Genomic DNA, 19343 nt, shown 5'->3' on the forward strand with positions numbered 1-19343 from the left:
CAGTGTATCGCGAGAGCGTCGAACTGACCGTCCGGGACACGGTCCGCAACTCCGTCGGCGTCCTGTTCGTCAGCCTGCTGTTCTCGGCGGCGCTGCTACCGTTCGCGTCGACCGTTCTCGTCACCGGTCGGTCCGCCTGGCTCGTCGGCCTCTGGACGAGTTGTCTCCTCTGTGGCGTCGTCGTAGTTGCGGGGTTCCGCCTGACGACCGAAGTGGCGGCCCGCCACGAGACCATCCCGCTGACCCCGTTCTGGCGTGGGCTCCGGGAGGAGTGGCCGGTCGGCGTCGCCGTCGGCGCCGTCACGTTCGCGCTCGTCGTCCTCGCGGCGGTGCTGACGAACCTGCCGGTGTCCGGGCTCGCCGGCCGGACGGTCGGGGTGGCGAGCGTCTACCTCGTCGTCGGCTGGGGGCTCCTCCTCGCGTTCGCGCTGCCGGTGTACGTCCGCACCGCGGACCCCGACCGTCGTCGGTTCCCGGTCCGCGAGTGTCGATTCGCGCTCGCGTCGAGCGTCGAGACAGTCGTTAGAGAACCGCTCGCGGCGCTGTGGCTGCTCCTACAGGCGCTCGGCTGGACGTTCATCGCCGCCGTCACCGTCGTCACGCCGGTCCTGTTGCTCCCGGGCTTTCTGGTCCTGCTCGCCGCCGAAGTCGCGGAGCTGACCGTCCCCTGGGACGACGTCGACGCCGCCGCGCCGGTCCCCCTCCTCGACTACGACTGACGCTCGACGCGAACAGTTAAGTACGGCACCGTGCCACGATTCCGCATGGCAACCAGCGGCGGCGACAGTCCGAGTGACCAGCTACACGACCGCCTCCGAGATGAGTTCCGGGACCCGGACCCCGAGTACGGCCCGGTTCCGCTGTGGTGGTGGGACGGCGACGACCTCGACCCGGAGCGGATGACCGAACAGTTGGAATCGCTGGCCGACGGTGGCGTCCCGTCCGTGTGTTTCATCCAGAAGTACCCGACCGGTCCGGCCGGCGACGAGGAGCAGTACTTCGGCGAGGAGTGGTGGGACCGGATGGAGCACGCGGCGCGGGAGTGCGACCGCCTCGGGATGACCCTCTGGGTTCACGACGAGACGTACCACCACAGCCCGCCGACCTGGCGGGAGTTCTGGCAGCACCGCATCCGCGCGGAGACGACCGGGAACGAGGCGCTCCAGGGGCGCGTCCTCGACCGGGTGAGCGCGGACGTGACCGCGACGGAGTCGGTCGCCCTCTCGGTGCCGGACGACCTGTCGGTACGCGTCGCCGCCGCGTACCCCCGTGCAGACGACGGGTCGCTGCGCGTCGACGACGCCGTCGACCTCCCGGTCGAGGACGGGACGGTCCGGTGGGAGGCCGACGACGGCGACTACCACGTCGCGGTCGTCGGGACCCGTCCGGAAGGGTTGCGGTACACGACGCCCGACGCCGCCGAGCGGTACGTCGACCTGCACTTCGAGGAGTACCGCCGTCGCCTCGGCGACGACCTGGTCGGCGACCCGCTGGTCGGGACGTTCGAGGACGAACTCGTCCTCCTCGACGACGAGGTGCCGTGCGACGAGCGAGTCCTCGAACGGTTCGAGTCCGACCACGGCTACGACCCCGTCCCGCACCTCGTCGGCCTGTACGAGGACGTCGGCCCCGACACCGAGCGTTTCCGGACCGCCTACTACGACGTGGTGACGGCGCTCCTCGAGGAGAACTGGTTCGAACCGCTGTACGACTGGCACGAGGAACACGGACTCGTCCGCTCGCACGACAACTGGGGGCGCAACGACCTGACCGAGGGGACCACCCAGTACGGCGACTACTACCGGACGATGCGGTGGTTCCAGGTCCCGGGCTACGACGACGGCGGACAGGCGGCCATCGGGTCGCGCAACTTCTTCGACGCGAAGCTCTCCGCCTCCATCGCCGCCTGCTACGACCGCGACCGGGTCTGGGGCGAACTGTTCCACTCGACGGGGTGGGGCTTCACGCCGGAGGCGCAACTGGCGGGTCTGGTCGAGAACGTCTGTTACGGTGCGAACCTCTACGACAAGCACGGTTGCTACTACACGACGCAGGGGGGCTGGTGGGAACACGCCCCACCGGACGTCCACTTCCGGCAGCCGTACTGGGACGACGTGGGCGAACTCAACGACGCCGCGGCGCGGCTGAGCTACCTGTTCAGTCGGGGACAGCCGGTCGTGGACGTCGCGATGCTGTACCCGTCGACGTCGTTGCACGCCGACTGGCGACCCGACGAGGGCATCGGCGATGCGGGCGAACACGTCGACGAGCGGACCCGCGAACTCGCGGAACGCGTCTACGACGCCGGCAGCGACCTGGTGCTCGCGGACCCCGACTCGCTGGCCGACGCCGATGTCGAGGGGAGTACGCTCGGCGTCGAGGGGATGGAGATTCCGACGCTCCTGCTCGGACCGACCACCGCGATTCGGCGGGAGACGCTGGAGACGATTCGAGCGTTCCACGACGCCGACGGGGTCGTGCTCGCCGTCGGTCGGCTTCCGACGACCCTCGTCGGCGACGACGGTGACGACGACGGCTTCCTCGACGAGGCCCTCGAAGCCGTCTTCGGCGACGCCTACCGCGCGGGGCAGGACGGCGGCGCCGCGGGCCACCACGTCCACGACCCCGCCGACGCGGGCGTGGGGGTACTGGCCGACGCGGAGACCGACATAGTGGGCCTCCTCGACGGGGTCGTCGACCGGGACGTCCGGCGCTCCGACCCGGACCTCTACCACGCGCACCGACGGGCGGGGGAGCGCGACGTCTACCTGCTGTTCAACGTCCGCGACGAGGAGCGAACCGTCGACGTCAGCCTCCGGGCCGACGGCACCCCAGAGCGGTGGGACCCGCTCACCGGCGACGTGGAGCCGATTCGGACGTACGACCGCGAGGGGGCCTACCTGACACTCACGCTCTCGTTCGCCCCGCACGACTTCCACGTCGTCGTCGTAGACGGGAGCGACGACGGGAGGGAACAGGCCGCTCGCGTGGTGGAGACGTCGCTGTCGAGCGTCGAGTCCGTCGAGGCGACGCGAGACGGCGTCGAAGTGACCGGCAGAGCCCGTTCTTCGGGGTCCCAGACCGCGACCGTCGCCGACGGGGAGGAGAACAGGGCGGGGCGCGTCGACTCCGTCGTCGTGCCCGAGACCGTCGAGGTCGACGGCGAGTGGGAGGTCGAACTCGAGCCGACGATGGACAACGAGTGGGGCGACTTCCGGTACCCGCCGGAGGAGACGGTCATCGGCCCGGAGGTGCGCGACATCCGCCACCGCGCCGAGGGGACCGACCGGGACGGTCTGCGGCAGGGCTGGCACCGACCGGACGTCGAGACGGCGGCGTGGGACGCCGTCGACCGGACGTACGGGCCGTACTTCTGGCGCCGGACCGGCACCGGCGACGGTGACGACCCGACACCACCCACGGAGGACACCGCGGGGTGGGAACCGTACGAGTTCTCCACCCGATTCGGGAAACCGGACACGCACCCGTACATGCTCGGGTACACCACGGTCGTCTCGGACGACTACCTCGTCTCCCCCGAGGGGGAGGAGAGCACCTACTTCTGGACGACACTGCGTGCCGAGGAGCCCCAGACGGTCGCGTGTCACTACGGACCCGGCGTCGAGGAGGTGCGACTCGGCGAGTTCCGCTTCGACGGACCCGGCGAGGACCACGAACTCGCGCGGGGGGCCGGGCCCGACGGGGGTGGTACCGCAATCGCCCACCTCCCGGCGGGACGGACCGCTGCGCTCGTGCGGGCCGAACCCGGCGTGGAGACGTACTTCGCCGTGGAGTCGACGGACGGGAGCGCCCTCGACCGGGACCTCCGCTACGTGCCCCGGCTCAGGTGGTTCGAGACGGCGGACGTCGCGTTCGACTACAGGCCGTGGGACCCCGCGCCCGTCGGCTGGTACCGGTTCGAGGTGCCGACGGGAACCCGCTCGTTCGGCCTCCCGGTCCGGGGCGACGCGCGGGCGTGGGTCGACGGGGAGGAGCACCCGGTCGAAGACGACGCCGTGAGCCTGGGGTCGACGCTCGAGTCGCCCGCGACGGTCGCGGTTCGCGTCGAACAGGAGCGGGGCGCGTACGGCGGTGCGACGTTCGAGCGGTCGCCGCGCGTCGAGACCGACTCCGTGACCGTCGACCGCACGGCGTGGAGCGACCTCGGTCTCGACTCGTACTCCGGGCGGGCACGCTACCGGACGACGGTTCGACTGCCGGACCTCGACGCCGACGACCGGGTGGTGCTCGACCTTGGCGACGTCGCGGTCAGCGCCGCCGTCGCGGTCAACGGGACACCGGTCGGGTCGGCGTTCCGCCGGCCGTTCTCGTTCGACGTGACCGACGCCGTCGAGGCGGGCGCGAACGACGTCGAGGTGACGGTGGCGAACACGCTGGCGAACCACTTCGACGCCGAGACCCCCAAGCGGTACGCGCGGGAGGCACTCGACTACTTCGCCGGCGACGTCGAGGTGCTCCCGACCGTCGACCGCGACGAGTTCCCGTCCGGACTCCTGGGGCCAGTGACGGTCCGGGTCGAACCGCTCGTGACCATCGACGTGTAGGAGACCACTCGGCTCGCTACTCCGAAGCGTCCGACCCCGGTCGAACCGCCCGCTGTCGAAACAATCATCACCCCGGACCGAGTGTGTGAACCGAACCCATGCAACTCGACGAGGAGACGTTCCGCTCCCCGCCGTCGGAGTACCGGGGGCATCCGTTCTGGGTGTGGAACGACACGCTGGAGGAGTCGCACCTCCTCGACCAGGTAGCAACGATGGACGACGCCGGGTGGGGTGGGTTCTTCCCGCACGCCCGGTTCGGCAACACCGTCGACCCCCTCTCGGAGGAGTGGTTCGAGCGGGTGTCGACCTGCGTCGAGGCGGGCGTCGACGCCGGGATGACTCCGTGGCTGTACGACGAGGACCACTGGCCGAGCGGCTACGCCGGCGGAGCCATCCCGGCGCTCGGACCGGAGTACCGGCTGAAGTGCCTGTCGCTGAAGAGCGAGCCGACCGCGAACGACGACGTGGTCGAACCCGTCGACCACGACGGCGAACGCTACTACGTCTGTGTGACCACCACCGGACGCGAGGCGGACGAGACTGCGAAGGGGACGCCCTACGCCGACCTCATGAACCCCGACGTCGTCGCGGAGTTCGTCGAGCGAGCGTACGAGGGGTACGCGGACGCCGTCGGCGAACACTTCGGCGACGGCGTCGAGGGCGTCTTCACGGACGAACCGCAACTGTACACCCGCCCGGACGCGGAGAACCTCCACGGGTTCGTCCCGTGGACCGCCGGACTCCCGACGGCGTTCCGCGAGGCGAACGGCTACGACCTGACGGAGCACCTGCCCGCGCTCTTCTTCGACCGCGAGACGAACGGACGGTCGTACGAGGCGGTCCGGTACGACTTTTGGCGCTTCGTCACCGAGCGGTTCGTCGAGACGTACTCCGAACGCCTCGGCGACTGGTGCGACGAGCGGGGACTGAAGCTGACCGGCCACTACCAGCACGAACACTCCGTCCCCGAGCAGATTCGCACCTCGGGGGCCGTCATGCCCCACTACCGCCACCAGGGACAACCCGGTATCGACCACCTCGGACGGGCGGTCGTCAACCGGCAGAACAACCCGCTGAAGATAAAGCAGTGTACGAGCGTCGCGCGGCAGTTCGACCGACCCGCGCTGTGTGAACTGTACGGGACCTCCGGCCAGCAGCTCTCGTTCGAGGCGCGCAAGTGGCTCGCCGACTGGAACCTCGTCCACGGCGTCACGTTCGTCAACCACCACCTCTCGCTGTACTCGATGCGCGGCGAGCGCAAGCGCGACTACCCGCCGAACCTCTTCTACCAGCAGCCCTGGTGGGCGTACAACGACCGCGTCGCCGACTACGTCGCCCGGACGGCGTACGCGCTCCGGCGCGGCGACGCGTTCGCCGACACACTGGTGCTCCACCCGGTCCAGAGCGGGTGGCTGGCGTACTCGAACGCCTCGGAGACCGACCTCTCCGCACTCACCGGCCACCACACGATGGCGCGCGAGTCGGCGCGAGAACTGAACGATCGGTTCACCGACCTGGTCGACGGTCTGGTCGCGGACCACGTCCAGTTCGACCTTGGCGACGAACTCGTCCTGGAGAGCGACGGCGCCGTCGAGGACGGCTCGCTCGTCGTCGGAACGTCGGAGTACGACACCATCGTGGTGCCGTACTGCCGGACACTCCAAGCGTCGACCGTCGACCTGCTCGAGGCGTTCGTCGACGGCGGGGGGAGCGTGCTGGTCGTCGGCGAGGAGCCGTCGCTCGTAGAAGGTCGACCGGCCGACGGCCGGCTCGACGACCTGCTGGCGGCCACCGAGTGGGTGACGCCGGCCGAAGTCGCCGACCGGACGCACCGGCCCGTCCGACTGCTCGACGACCGAGGAGACGAAACCGCGTCCGACGTGATGGTGCAGGTGCGGCGGGTCGACGGCGGACTCCTCGCGCTCCTCGCCAACTCGGACCGCGAGCGCGCCGAGCGGTTCACGCTCCGACTGGACCGCGGGGGTGCTCTCGAGCGCTGGGACGCGGCGACGGGCGAGCGTCGACCCGTCGCCGCCGGCGGCGACAGCGACGGAACGGAGGTGGAGGTCGAACTCCCGCCGACCGGGTCGCTGCTGCTCTCGCTCGACCCGAGTGCCGAACCTCGCGACGAGGGGACGACGCTCGGGCGCGCCGGGCGGTCGTCCGACGGCGAGCGGGTGCCGCTGGACGGCGACTGGCGGGTCCGACGCCACGACCCGAACGCGCTGGTGCTCGACGTCTGCGAACTCGAACTCGACGGCCGGGACCTCGGCGAGACGAACGTCGCGGCCCACTGGCAGGCGAAGACCGAACTCGACGACCCTGCGGGTCACGTCCCGTTCACGGCGCGCTACTCGTTCGAGGTGAGCGAGGCGGTCGCTGACGGCGAGTTCGGGCTCGTCGTCGAGAGCGCCGACGAGGTTGACGTCCGCGTCGACGGCGTCGAACTCCCGCCGACGGACGAGCGGTGGCGCGACGTCCACTGGCACCGGTTCGACGTTTCCGCGCACGTGGAAGCGGGGAGGAACGTCGTGACCGTCAGCGGGACCCGTAGCGAGACGGCGAGCGTCGAACCCGTGTACGTGCTCGGCGACTTCGCGGTCGACTCCGAGACGCACCGGCTGGTCGCCGAACCGGAGACGGTTCCGGAGCCCGAACTCACCGCACACGGCTACCCGTTCTTCGCCGGCGAAGCGACACTGGAGACGGACGTCGACGTCGAACGCGACGGGTCGGCGACGCTCGTGGTCGACGACCTGTCGACCGGCGTCGCCCTCGCCGAGGCCGCCGTCGGCGAACGGCGAACGGAACTGCGCTGGCCGCCGTGGAGGGGGCGAGTCGACCTGACCCCAGGCGAGAACACGGTCCGGTTCCGCCTGGTCACGAGTCTGCGCAACCTGACGGGGCCGCTGCACACCGACGAGCCGTCGCCGCGGTTCGTCACCCCCGAGTCGTTCCGTCCCGACGAAGAGAACGCGTACCTCGACCGGAACACCTGGACCGACGAGTACACGACCGTCCCCGTGGGCGTCGAGAGCCCCCACCTCGTCTTCGACCGGGACTGACCGCCACGGACCGGCGGTTCGAGCGCCTCGACTCCCCCGCTCCCGCGGCCGGACGTTTATCATCTCCGTCGGTGTAGGACGACGAGATGTCGTCCATCCGCCTCAACGAGGAGGAGTACTACCGGAAGGCGTACGGGGCCTGGCTCGGCAAGAACGTCGGTGGCACGCTCGGGGAACCGGTCGAGGGGCGTAAGGAACTGCTGGACCTGTCGTTCTACCCCGAACTCCCCGCCGAGTTCGACACGACCGACATCGACTACTATCCCGATTCGACCGACGCGGGCGAACCCACGCCGCTCGCGAACGACGACCTCGACCTGCAGTTGATCTGGCTCCACGCGCTCGAACAGCACGGCCCCGGCCTGACCGCGACCGACCTCGGCCGGGAGTGGGTCGACCACGTGTTCTTCCCGTACAACGAGTACCGCTACGCGCTGGCGAACCTCCGGCGCGGGGTCGACCCGCCGGTCTCCGGCCGGTTCAACAACGGGTTTTACAACGACTGCATGGGCGCGCCTATCCGGTCGGAGATCTGGGCGCTGGTCGCACCGGGAGCGCCCGGCGTCGCGGCCGCCTACGCCTACGAGGACGCCGTCGTCGACCACGCGGGCGGCGAGGGCGTCTACGGGGAGATGTTCAACGCGGCCCTGGAGAGCGCCGCGTTCGTCGAAGACGACCCCCACCGCCTCGTCGACGTCGGCCTCGCGCACGTCCCGGACGACTGCCGTGTCGCCCGGGCCGTCGGGGACGTCGTGGACTGGCACCGGGACGGTCACGACTGGGAGACGACGCGCCGATTCGTCCTCGAAGAGCACGGCCACCCCGACATGACGAACGCACCCCAGAACCTGGCGTTCGTCGTTCTGGGGTGGCTGTACGGCGACGACGTGGGCGACGCGCTGTTGAAGTGCGTCAACTGCGGGTACGACACCGACAGCTCCGGCGCGACGCTCGGCGCCGTCCTCGGTATCCTCAACGGCAGGGACGGCATTCCCGACCGGTGGGTCGAGCCCATCGGCCACTCGGTGGTCACTCGCCCGCAGGTGAAGGGGTTCCCCGCGCCCGACGACCTGACCGAACTGACCGACCGGACGCTGGCGGCGGCGAGAGAGGTCATCGTCGCCCGCGACCTTCCGGTCAGCATCGAGCGCGAGGCGTCGACCGTCGTTCCGGACGGAGCCGTCGCGTCGTTCCGAGAACTGGACGAGTGGGTGGACCCAAGGAGCCGCTGGGGGCAGGACCCTTCGACGCTCACCGTCCCGTTACCGCGGGGGTCCCGGGACGACCCCAGCCTCGTCGTCGAGGTGACGTTCGACGGCGGCGAACCGGCCATCGGGGTCCACTCCGAGAGAGAACTCAGGATAGCGGTCGAGAACACGTCGAGCGAGTCACGGCGCGGCGAACTCGGTCTCGACGTTCCCAGCGGGTGGGACGGCCCCGACCCCAGGCCGTACGACCTGCGGCCGGGCGACCGACTCGCGTGGGACGCGTCGGTCCGCTCCGACGGGCGAGTCGAGTCGTCGAACGAGGTGACGCTACGGATACACCGGACTCACGACGGGTCGCCGTGGGCGACCGCTACCGTCGACCTCGCGCTGGTCGCCGCGACGCACTGGCGACTCACCGGGCCGAACGGTGCGGAGACGACCGCCGAGTTCGCGGGCAACCGCCTGTCCGTGTCCGACGCCCTCGGTACGACCGAACCGGGGCGGTACACCGCCCGAACCACCCTCACGAACCCCCGCGAGCGGACCGCGCAGATAGAGGTCCACTCGTCGGCGGCCGTAGTCGCCGCGCTCGACGGGGAGGCGTTCATCGACAGGCCCGCGCGCCGGGAACCCGACATGCTGGCGACCGACCTCGACCACCACAGCGAGGGGGGCGGACTCGACATCGACGCCGGTGACCACGAACTCGAGATAGCGTTCGAACACGACGGCGACGGTCCGCTGGCCGCGTACGTCGTCCCGGCGGCGACCGGACGGACGGCGTCCCCGGGCGGCTACTACTTCCTCACCGACGTCCTGTTCGCGCCGCCGTGACGGCGCCGGCCGCGCAGCGTCTCGGGCGGGCCGCCGGCCAGGGGAGGTGAACGTCGGACGGTCGGGGCTCCCGGCCACCAGGTCGAGGCTCGGACCGGTCGTTCCACGCGGGGGAACACACAGATATAACACTGAGGATTGTTATCTACCGTCTATGGGCGAGTTGCAGATAGACCACCTCACCAAGACGTTCGGTGCCGCGGGGAGTTCGGTCGTCGCGGTGGACGACCTGGCCATCGACATTCAGGACGGGGAGTTCCTCGTCCTCGTCGGCCCGTCCGGATGCGGGAAGTCGACCACGCTCCGATGCGTCGGCGGCCTGGAGACGCTGACCGAGGGCGACATCGTGCTCAACGGTGAGGTCGTCACCGACCGGGAACCGATGAACCGGAACATGGCGATGGTGTTCCAGAGCTACGCGCTCTACCCCCACATGACCGCGCGCGAGAACATCGCGTTCGGCCTGCGGATGACGACCGACCTCTCGGACGCGGAGATCGACGAGCGCGTCGAGGACGTGGCGCGGGTGATGGGCATCGAGGACCTGCTCGGCGACCGGCCGGGAGAGCTCTCGGGCGGGCAACAGCAGCGGGTGGCGCTCGGGCGCGCCATCGTCCGGGAGCCGGAGGTGTTCCTGATGGACGAACCGCTGTCGAACCTCGACGCCAAACTCCGGACCGAGATGCGCACCGAACTCCAAGAACTCCAGCAACGGCTGGACGTGACCACTATCTACGTGACGCACGACCAGACGGAGGCGATGACGATGGGCGACCGCATCGCCGTCCTCGACGGGGGCGAACTCCAGCAGATTGGACGGCCGATGGAGTGTTATCACAAGCCCGCGAACCAGTTCGTCGCGAGTTTCATCGGCTCCCCTTCGATGAACTTCTTCGCGATGTCACGGTCCGACGACCTGCTGGAACACGAGGCGTTCGGCTATCGGCTCTCCCAGGAGACCGTCCGGCAACTGGACGCGTCCGACAGCGGGACCGTCACGCTCGGCATCCGCCCCGAGGACATCGTCGTCGGCGACGACGGTCCGAACGCGATAGACATCACCGTGAACGTCACCGAACCGCTCGGCGAGACCACGTTCGTCCACTTCGACGTCGGCGACGTGGCGTGCACGGCGACGGTGTCGGGCCGTCTCTCCGTCGAGGAGGGCGACGAACTGACCATCCGGTTCCCCGAGGAGCGCATCCACCTGTTCGACGGACGGACGGGCGAGGCTCTCAAGAACAGGGAGTTCACCGCCGAGGACGAGGCGGAGTGGGGCGTCACCGCCTGAGCGCGACCGGGACACCGGGCGTCGGAACGGGACTCCACTCGCCGAACCGTCGAGGCCTCTCCCGCCGACCACGACCACCGCAGTGAGCGGTAGCGCAGACGACGGGACCCGACACCGAACGGACGAATCACGAGCGTGGTTGTAATCGAATCATACTTCACTATTGTTATGTATGAAGTATTTAGGTATTCGTCGGGAACAGTTGGTGGTGCGGGGTTCTTTTTCGTTCCTCCCACATATATACATATTCATATTCGTAAAAGTTCACGTTGGGAGTTCAATTATGAACATATTATCTCGGCGTCGAAACCTCCAGAGAGTAGTACTAAATAGAATAGGACAACAATCGGTCATACTAGGATAGGAGTAGACCGGGTAGCCGAGACGGGCGGATCGACCGAACACGAATCAAGCGAGGTACCGGACGAGCGAGGCGGAGTCTTTTCGGGGCCTCCCCACCGACGTGTCGCATGGTCGCTCTGGAATCCCACCACTACGCGGTGACAGTCGAAGACCTGGACCGGGCCGTCGAGTTCTACCGCGACACCCTCGGACTCGACGTCCTCAGCGAGTTCGTGCTATCCGACGACGCGTTCGCGACGGGCGTCGGCGTCGAGGACGCCACCGGGTCGTTCGTCCACCTCGACGCGGGCGGCGCGCGCGTCGAACTCGTGGAGTACGACCCGGAGGGCGACCGGTCGGCGGCCGACTCGCTCAACCAACCCGGGACGGCACACCTCGGGTTCGCCGTCTCGGACGTCGACGCGTTCTACGACGAACTCCCCGCGCACGTCGAGACGCTGAGCCCGCCCCAGACGACCGACAGCGGCACGCGAATCCTCTTCCTCCGCGACCCGGAAGGGGCGCTCGTCGAGGTGCTCGAGGAGTAACCGGCGGGTCGCCAGACCGAAGGCGAGCGGCTCTCGGCTCGCGTGCGTAGCGCGTATCGCTCAGCCGTCGTCCCGAGGCGACAACACTAAAGTCGACAGGTGCCCGTTTTGAGAGTAGATGGAGATATTCTCGTCGGCGAAGGCCCGCCGGCGTGGCGTTCTCTTCGCCGTCCTCGGGTCGGCGGCGCTCGTCGCCCTCTACGTCGCGCTCCGTCGGTACGCGCCGTTCGTCTTCGACCCGCAGGAACTCCGCGTGTGGATCGCCCAGTTCGGCGCGCTCGCGCCCGTCGTCTTCACGCTCCTGCAGGCGGTACAGGTCGTGGTGGCTCCCGTCCCCGGGCAGGTCGTCGCGCTCGTCGCCGGCTACCTGTTCGGGCCGGTGGCCGGCACCGTGTACAGTCTGGTGGGCGTCCTCCTCGGGAGCGCAGTCGCGTTCACGCTGGCGAAGCGGTACGGGCGGGAGTTCGTCGAGGGGATGCTCAACGACGAGGTGATGGCGCGCTTCGACGGGTTCGTCGAGCGGATCGGGTTCCCGGGCCTGCTCGCGTTCGTCATCGTCCCCGGCCTCCCGGACGACGCCATCTGCTTCCTGGCCGGTCTCACGAACTGGCGCCTCCGCACGTTCATGGTAGCCATCACCATCGGTCGGCTCCCGGCGTACGTCATCACCGTCTACGCGGGCGGCGAACTGGCGAGCGGGCAGGTGCGTCGGGCGCTGGCGCTCATCGGCGTGGTGGTGGTACTGTCGGTGGTCGGGTACTACAAACAGGAGACGGTACGGGACTTCGTGCAGCGGTTCATCGGCGACTCCCAGCACTGAGAGCCGTGTCGAGTCCGGCCGCCGACGTCCGTTCGGCGCCGCGTGCGTCACCCCGGCGAGCGGTGGTCTGGCGGCCCAGAGAGGGGTGACACCGACCGATTCCTCCCCCTCCAGCCACACGGCTCGACGGTCCAACCCGAACTACGAGGAGTGGTCGGTCTCGCTAGTCCGGTCGATAGACGGGCTGGCAGTCGAGTTTTCCGATTCGACACGGTTGATTACGAAGACATTCTGGAGAAGAGATATTCGTTACGAAAATCGTGAGATAGGATTTCACCGAAATTTTTAACCCGGTGTCTCCTAGAGACGAACATGAACAATGTCGGACCACAACGGCGGCGGCGCGGACGGTGGACTGAACCGGCGGAGTCTGGTGAAACGAGTCGGAGCGGCCGGCGTCGTCGCCGGACTGGCGGGCTGTGGCGGACGGCAGGCGACCCAGAGCGGTGGCGGGAGCACGAGCGGCGAACCCGCGACGACCGAACCGGCCGCGACGACCCAGAGCGACAGCGCGACCCCCGAGAGCCAGGGTCAACCGATGGACTCGGCGCTGACGGTGGCGCAGTGGGCGGTGCCGCAGGACTCCCAGTACAACCCCTGGAACGGGAAGAACTACGCCGAGCCCCGGCGCGTGCTGTGGGACCGGTTCATGCGGTACAACATCGCGGAGCAGAAGTTCTACCCGTACGCCATCTCGGAGTGGTCGTTCGGCGAGGGGTCGGTGTCGCTGACGATTCGCGACGGCCTCACCTGGCACGACGGGACGGCCGTGTCCGCGACGGACGTGGTGAACCAGCTGAAACTGGACATGTACACCGGCGGGTCGCTCCAGCAGTACGTCGACGAGGTGGGTAGCGCGGTCACGGAGACCGGCGACAAGACGGTCGAGATCGCGCTGAACCAGCAGGTCAACGAGCAGATCGTTCTGTCGTACCTCCAGCCGAAGCGGCTGGTCGCGAAGGACAGCGTCTACGGCGAGTTCGTCAAACGCGCCGACGAGGCGGGCGGCGAGTCCGCCCGCGGGGAGGTCATCACTGAACTCCAGAACATGGCCGTCACCGACCCGGTGGGCAACGGGCCGTTCCAGTTCGAGGACGCCGACAGCCAGCGTACGCTGCTGTCGCAGTACGAGGACCACCCGGACGCGGGGAGCATCAACTTCCCGGAGATGGAGTACCTCTACATGCCGTCGAACCAGAAGCGCTGGAACGCGCTCATCAACGACCGGACCGACGGCTCGGCGACGCTGTTCATGCCCTCGAACAAACTGAGTCAGCTTCCCGACCACACCCGGGTCGGGCTCATCCCGCGTCACTGGGGCCTCGGACTGGTGTTCAACTTCCGCAACGAGCACCTCGCGAAGCGGGAGGTCCGGCAGGCGCTCGCGCACGTCATCGACCGCGAGGCGGTGGCGAAGAACTCCGGGGCGGGGACGGAGTCGAAGCTCCCCGTCCAGTACCCGAGCGGGCTCACCGGGCAGTTCAGCGGCACGGTGACCGACAAGTGGCTCGACGGTGTCGAGGAGCAGTTCGACGCGTACGAGACGGACACCGAGAAGGCGACGAGCCTGCTGGAGTCCGCCGGCTACACCAAGAGCGGCGGCACCTGGCAGGACGAGAGCGGGAGCCCGCTCCAACTCGACATCTCCGCGCCGTCCGGGTTCACCGACTGGGTCGCCGGGGCGAAGACGGTCACGAGCCAGCTCTCCACGTTCGGCATCAAGTCCCAGCTCAACGCGCAGGACACCTCGACGTACTGGGGAAAGGTGTACTCGAACCACGAGTTCACCATCGGCCTGCAGGGGTGGGCCGACTACAGTAACAGCTACCCGTACTTCCACTACGACTTCCTCTACAACAGCACGGACTCCAACGAGTACTGGAGCGTGCCCGACAGCTTCGAGGTGGCTCCGCTGTCGGACCCGTCGGGCGAGGCCCAGTCGGTCACGCCGGGCGAGATGGTGGCCGAGCTGTCGAAGACCGGTCGGGACGAGGCGCTGGGCGGGATTCAGGAACTCGCGTGGGTCACCAACCAGACGCTCCCGGTGCTCCCGCTTCAGGAGAAGCTCGCACAGACGTTCCTCACCGCCGACGAGTGGAACGTCCCCCCGAAGGACAGTCAGAAGGTGCAGCAGTACTGGCCCACCGAGTGGCTCCCCCGCATGGGCGCCTGGACGGCCAAGCGGCAGGAGTAACGGGGGCGTAGAACACACACAACCATGAGTTACGTTCTCCGTCGCACCGGACAGGCGGTGTTCACCGTCTTCGCAGTCATCTCCATCTCGTTCGGCATCGTTCGGCTGCTCCCCGGCGGCCCGGCCGACTACCTCCGGGCACAGCTCATCCAGCAGAGCGGGGGGTCGCTCACGCAAGAACAGATCGCACAGCGCGTCGCCGCCCAGACCAACATCGCGGCCGACGAACCGCTGTACGTCCAGTACTTCGACTACATCTGGGACATCCTGCACCTGCAGTTCGGGCAGTCCATCTGGTACAACGAGCCGGTGACGGCCATCCTCGGGCCGGCCATCCCGTGGACCGTGTTCCTGATGGCGTCGGCGCTGTTCGTCCAGTTCGTCGTCGGCGTCTCGCTGGGTGCGTTCATGGCGTACCGGGAGGGGAGCCTGTTCGACACGGGGTCGACCGCCGTGTCGCTCGTGTCGAACTCCATCCCCTTCTACGTCATCGGACTGCTGTTCATCACGTTCCTCGGCTACCGGGCGGAACTGTTCCCGACCGGCGGGCGCTACGAGTCCGCGGTGACCGTCTCGCTGGCGAACCCCGACTTCCTCCTCAGCGTGCTGTACCACGGGGCGCTCCCCATCCTCTCGCTGGTCATCGCCAGCTTCGGCGGGTGGGCGCTGACGATGCGGGGCAACAGCATCCGCGTCCTCGGGGAGGACTACCTCCGCGTCGCCCGCCTGCGGGGCCTGCCAGAGCGGCGCATCGCGCTGCGGTACGTCGGGCGCAACGCCATCCTCCCGATGTACACGGGGCTGCTCATCGCCATCGGGTTCATGTTCGGAGGGTCGGTCATCCTCGAACAGATCTTCGCGTACCCCGGCGTGGGTTACTACCTCATCCAGTCCATCGGCCAACGAGACTACCCGGTGATGATGGGAGCGTTCATCCTCATCGCGGTGGCGGTCACCATCGGCGTGTTCGTCGCCGACATGACGTACGGCTACATCGACCCGCGGGCCAAGGGAGGCCAGAACAGTGAGTCCTACTGAGGGCACGTCCGCGGACGCGCCGGCGTCGGACTTCGAGACCGTCGCCGGCGAGAACCTCTCGCGGCGCGAGCGCTACCGGCAGTCGTTCGAGGAGGTCGTCCTCGCGCCGACGCGCATCGTGATGAACGACTGGCGCGCGCTGCTGTCGGTGTTCATCATCCTCGGCTACGTCCTGATGGGGACGGTGGGCGTGATGCTCGTCCCCGTCCCCCGGCCGAACCAGGGGCCGGCGCTCGTGGGCGCGTTCTACAACATGGCCCACCCGCTCGGGACGACGTTCTCGGGGGTCGACATCTTCGCGCAGATCGTCCACGCGACGCCCGCGATGCTCCTGATGATCGCCTCCGGGGCGGTGTTCTCGGTGGTGCTGGGGACGGTGCTCGGCACCGTCTCCGGCTACAAGGGCGGCACCGTCGACAGCCTCATCATGACGTTCACCGACGTCGCCATGACGCTGCCGGGACTCGTGCTCGTCATCGTCCTCGCGGGCGCGCTCCAGGACGTGCTGACGGGCAGCCCAATCGTCATCGGCATCCTGCTCACCATCAACGCGTGGGCGGGGCTGGCGCGCTCCATCCGCTCGCAGGTGCTCACGCTGCGCGACGAGTCGTACGTCGAGGCGTCGCGCATCATCGGCATCTCGACGAGGGACATCATCGCGGTCGACATCGTCCCGAACCTCATGCCGTACATCACGATGAACTTCGTCCAGCAGGCGCGCAGCGTCATCTTCGGGTCGGTCGCGCTGTACTTCCTCGGCATCCTGCCGTACAGCGACGCCAACTGGGGCGTGATGATGAACAACGCGTACAGCCAGGCCGGGGCGGTCTCCTCGCCGGAGGCGTTCCACTGGCTCCTGATGCCGATGCTCGCCATCATCGTCCTCGCGCTGGCGCTGACGATGTTCGCACAGGCTGCCGACCGCCTGTTCAACCCGCGCGTCCGCGCCCGCCACCTCGACCGGAGCGCGGACGACGAGGACGCCGACGACAGGTCGACCGACGCGCGGTCAACGGACGTGGTTCGCTAATGGCGACGACGAAACACCACCCGGACGCCGGTACGGAACAGGACACCATCATCGAGATGCGAGACGCCAAGGTGACGTTCGAGATGAGCCGCGGGACCTCCCGCGTGCTCGACGGCGTCGACCTCGACGTGCGCCGGCAGGAGATTCTGGGAGTGGTCGGCGAGTCGGGGTCGGGCAAGTCGATGCTCGCGTCCGCGATGCTCGACGCCATCGAGGAGTCGGGCCGGTTGACGGGCGACGTCACCTACTACCCGCCCGACGGCGACCCGGTCGACGTGCTCGGCCTCTCCGACGAGGAGCTGAAACGGCTCCGCTGGGAGGAGATATCCATGGTGTTCCAGGGGGCGCTCTCCTCGTTCAACCCCACGATGTCCATCGCCGGCCACTTCGAGGAGACGCTCGAGGCGCACGACGCCGACGTCGACGCCGGGATGGAGCGGGCCCGGGAACTGCTCGCGGACCTCTACCTCGACCCCGAGCGCGTCCTCGGCTCCTACCCGCACGAACTGTCGGGCGGGATGAGCCAGCGGGCGCTCATCGCGCTCTCGCTCGTCCTCGAACCGAACGTGCTCGTGATGGACGAACCGACCGCCGCGCTCGACCTCCTGATGCAGCGCTCCATCCTCTCGCTGCTGTCGGAACTCCAGGAGAAGTACGACCTGACCGTCGTGTTCATCACGCACGACCTGCCGCTGGTCGCCGGCCTCGCCGACCGGTTGGCGGTGCTCTACGCGTTCGAACTCGCGGAGGTCGGCCCGGCGAACGACATCGTCCGGAACGCCGCGCACCCGTACACCCGCGCGCTGTTGAAGGCCGTCCCGAACCTGGACGCGCCGCTCGACACGATGGACTCCATCGAGGGGAGCGCCCCCGACCCGGTGAACATCCCGACGGGGTGTACCTACGCCGACCGCTGCCCGCTCGCGGACGAGCGGTGCCGGACCGACGACCCGCCGATGTACGACGTCGACGACGACCACGCCGCCGCCTGCCACTACTGGGAGGAGGCGCGCGAGGCCGTCGACTACGACCTCGGCTCGCTCGACACCGACGGGGCGAGCGTGGACCCGGCCGAGACGGCCGCGACACAGGGTCACGAGACCGAGGGGGAGGCCGTCGTCTCGCTCGACGACGTCGAGGTCCACTTCGAGAAGGACCAGGGGTTCATCGAGGGGCTGTTCAACGACCCGCAGACGGTCGGCGCCGTCGACGGCGTCGACCTCGACATCCCCGAGGACGACGTGGTGGCGCTGGTGGGCGAGTCGGGCTGCGGGAAGACCACGCTCGGCAAGGCCGCCATCGCCGCCCAGCGGCCCACCGGTGGGTCGGTCGAGTATCGGGGACAGGACGTCTGGGAGGCGAAGGACGGGAACGGCGACGTCCCGTTCGGCGACATCCGCAAGTCGCTCCAGATAATCCACCAGGACCCCGGGAGCGCGCTGAACCCGAACCGGACGGTCGTCAAGACGCTCGCCGCGCCGCTGAAGCGCTGGAAGTCGGAGATGGGGAGCGAGGACCGCCGCGCGCGCATCCTCCGTATGTTAGAGCGGGTGGGAATGACGCCGGCGAGCGACTACGCGGGGCGCTTCCCGCACCAGTTGAGCGGCGGGGAGCAACAGCGGGTGGCGCTGGTGCGCGCGCTGTTGATGAACCCGGACCTCATCCTCGCCGACGAGGCGGTGTCCGCGCTCGACGTGAGCCTGCGCGTCGAGACGATGAACCTGCTACTGGAACTCCAGGAGGAGTTCGGCACCTCCTACCTGTTCATCAGCCACAACCTCTCGAACGCGCGCTACCTCTCGGAGACGTCCGGCGGCCGCGTCGGCATCATGTACCTCGGCGAACTCGTCGAGATCGGGCCGGCCGAGTCGGTGTTGCAGAACCCGAAACACCCGTACACGAAGGTGCTCCGGTGGGCGACCGCCGACCTCGAGCCCGAGCAGGAGGTGGCCGAACCGCCGGTGCGCGACATCGACATCCCGGACCCGGTCGACCCGCCGTCGGGCTGCCGGTTCCACACGCGGTGCCCGAACGTCATCCCTCCGGAGGGAATAAGTATCGACCAGGCCGTCTACAACGAGATAATGACCCTCCGCCACGCCGTCGACGAGCGCTCGACCGAACCGTTCGGCGGGGACCCGACGGACGCGACGGTCGAAGAGTTGCGGGAGACCGCCTTCGACGAGTCGCTCCCCGAACGGCACCGCGAGCGCGTCGACGAGGCGCTCGCCGCACTCGCCGACGGCGAGTGGGAGCGCGCGAGCGAGACGCTCCGGGAGCGCTACGAGAGCGTCTGTGAGCGGAGTCGACCGACCGCGACCGACGAGGCCCACCCGGTCGCGTGCCACCTCTACGACCCCTCGCAACCGGGAGAGCCGACCGGTCTCTCGGACTGAGCTGGAGGTCGA

The 19343-nt window shown here is 68.6% G+C and carries 11 protein-coding genes; all 11 read left to right on the plus strand.

Translation table 11 applies throughout. The annotated features are described in order from the left end of the window. The first annotated feature begins 2 nt into the window (after positions 1-2). The 11 genes from AC6RUA_RS16120 (at position 3) to AC6RUA_RS16170 (ending at position 19331) form a co-directional block, all read left to right on the plus strand. Positions 3-719, plus strand: coding sequence for a hypothetical protein (locus AC6RUA_RS16120; protein WP_499815769.1), 717 nt, complete (start codon positions 3-5; stop codon positions 717-719). 45 nt (positions 720-764) lie between these two features. After that, positions 765-4565: a glycosylhydrolase-like jelly roll fold domain-containing protein gene (locus AC6RUA_RS16125; protein WP_499815770.1), complete on the plus strand. Its 3801-nt coding sequence runs from the start codon at positions 765-767 to the stop codon at positions 4563-4565. Positions 4566-4663: 98 nt separating this feature from the next. Then, entirely contained in the window at positions 4664-7630 is a 2967-nt protein-coding gene (locus tag AC6RUA_RS16130) for a glycosyl hydrolase (RefSeq protein ID WP_499815771.1), read from the plus strand. A gap of 86 nt (positions 7631-7716) precedes the next feature. Next, entirely contained in the window at positions 7717-9672 is a 1956-nt protein-coding gene (locus tag AC6RUA_RS16135; protein WP_499815772.1) for an ADP-ribosylglycohydrolase family protein, read from the plus strand. Positions 9673-9826: 154 nt separating this feature from the next. Further along, positions 9827-10963 (plus strand): ABC transporter ATP-binding protein, encoded by a 1137-nt coding sequence (locus AC6RUA_RS16140; RefSeq protein WP_499815773.1) that lies wholly within the window; start codon positions 9827-9829, stop codon positions 10961-10963. A 470-nt stretch (positions 10964-11433) separates the two neighbouring features. After that, positions 11434-11853, plus strand: coding sequence for a VOC family protein (locus tag AC6RUA_RS16145; RefSeq protein ID WP_499815774.1), 420 nt, complete (start codon positions 11434-11436; stop codon positions 11851-11853). Positions 11854-11971: 118 nt separating this feature from the next. Next, positions 11972-12673 carry a TVP38/TMEM64 family protein gene (locus tag AC6RUA_RS16150; protein WP_499815775.1) on the plus strand — a complete coding sequence of 234 codons (702 nt, stop codon included), beginning with the start codon at positions 11972-11974 and terminating at the stop codon, positions 12671-12673. A 319-nt stretch (positions 12674-12992) separates the two neighbouring features. After that, positions 12993-14867: an ABC transporter substrate-binding protein gene (locus AC6RUA_RS16155; protein WP_499815776.1), complete on the plus strand. Its 1875-nt coding sequence runs from the start codon at positions 12993-12995 to the stop codon at positions 14865-14867. A gap of 24 nt (positions 14868-14891) precedes the next feature. Beyond that, positions 14892-15905: an ABC transporter permease gene (locus AC6RUA_RS16160; protein ID WP_499815777.1), complete on the plus strand. Its 1014-nt coding sequence runs from the start codon at positions 14892-14894 to the stop codon at positions 15903-15905. Further along, positions 15892-16935 (plus strand): ABC transporter permease, encoded by a 1044-nt coding sequence (locus tag AC6RUA_RS16165; RefSeq protein ID WP_499815778.1) that lies wholly within the window; start codon positions 15892-15894, stop codon positions 16933-16935. The genes AC6RUA_RS16160 and AC6RUA_RS16165 overlap by 14 nt, the downstream gene beginning before the upstream one ends. Beyond that, positions 16935-19331, plus strand: coding sequence for an ABC transporter ATP-binding protein (locus tag AC6RUA_RS16170; protein ID WP_499815779.1), 2397 nt, complete (start codon positions 16935-16937; stop codon positions 19329-19331). The genes AC6RUA_RS16165 and AC6RUA_RS16170 overlap by 1 nt, the downstream gene beginning before the upstream one ends. Positions 19332-19343 lie beyond the last annotated feature (12 nt).

This window comes from Halorarum sp. SLYT50 (assembly GCF_059821265.1).